2 protein-coding genes are annotated in these 1,122 nt (G+C 71.7%); both read left to right on the forward strand.

What is annotated here, in order from left to right; all coding sequences use genetic code 11:
* Nucleotides 1-172: 172 nt before the first annotated feature.
* Complete coding sequence (locus AC04L7_RS19195) at nt 173-838, forward strand: NHL repeat-containing protein (protein WP_435997550.1); 666 nt, start codon at nt 173-175, stop codon at nt 836-838.
* 119 nt (nt 839-957) lie between these two features.
* Nucleotides 958-1,122: DUF899 family protein (locus tag AC04L7_RS19200; RefSeq protein WP_475513776.1), on the forward strand; the 165-nt coding region annotated here is incomplete at its 3' end.

A 1,122-nucleotide genomic window follows, 5' to 3' on the forward strand; every position in this document is an offset into this window, starting at 1 on the left:
GTGCAGCGCGCGCTCGCCGACATGGAAGCCGCGGGCCAGGTGCGCGCGATCGGTCGCGCGCGCGCGCGGCGCTGGGTGGCGCAGCCGCTGGTCGGATTCACGACGATCTTGTTACTCCCCGCCTCGCCGTCGTCTGCGTAGATTGGCCCCGTCGCCCAACCAGAAGCCCGCCATGAACGACACACCGCGCCACGCAGTCCACGTCAGTCCTGCTGAAATCGCCCGCGAATACGGCCCCTTCGAAACGAGCCAGGGCGTGGCGGGCGTCACCTACGACGGCCACCATGTCTGGGCCGCCACCGGCGAGCGGCTGATCGCCATCGATCCGGCCGGCGGCGGGATCGCGCGCAGCCTGCCGCGTGCGGCCGATGCCGGCACCGCGTTCGACGGCACCCACCTGTACCAACTCGCCGAAGCGCGCATCGACAAGATCGATCCCGCCACCGGTGCGGTGCTGGCCTCGATTCCTGCCCCGGGCCAGGGCGGCGACTCCGGCATGGCCTGGGCCGACGGCAGCCTGTGGGTGGGCCAGTACCGCGAACGCCGCATCGTGCAGATCGACCCGGCCACCGGCACGGTGCTGCGCACGCTCGAATCCGACCGTTTCGTCACCGGCATCAGCTGGGTCGACGGCGAGCTGTGGCATGGCACCTGGGAAGGCGACGACAGCGACCTGCGCCGCGTCGATCCGGCTGATGGACGCGTGCTCGAACGTCTGGAACTGCCGGCCGGCGTCCATGTCAGCGGCCTGGAATCCGACGGCGGCGACCTGTTCTATTGCGGCGGCGGTCGCAGCGGCCTGGTGCGCGCCGTGAAGCGGCCCGCGCGCACCGCCTGATCGCGCGCCGCACCCGCCCCCGCGCCCTCTTGTCCTTCATCCCCCCGATGCCCCGCGGCATCGGCGCGGGCAGGCATGCCCGCGCGCCCCTTCCCACCTCGATGGAGTCTTCCATGGACATGCCCGCACACCCTGYACACCCCGTCGCCACCCGAGATGCATGGCGCATCGCCCGCCTCGCCCTGCTCGCGCGCGAGAAGGAACTCACCCGCCTGCACGACGAGGTCGCGCGAGAACGCCGCGCACTGCCCTGGGTCCGTGTGGAGACCCCCTATGTGTTCGAC

The organism is Pseudoxanthomonas sp. LjRoot204_2 (assembly GCF_056175765.1).

Coding starts and splice junctions, on each gene's coding strand:
- AC04L7_RS19195 (WP_435997550.1), top strand. CDS start 173: ATGAACGACACACCGCGCCACGCAGTCCACGTCAGTCCTGCTGAAATC.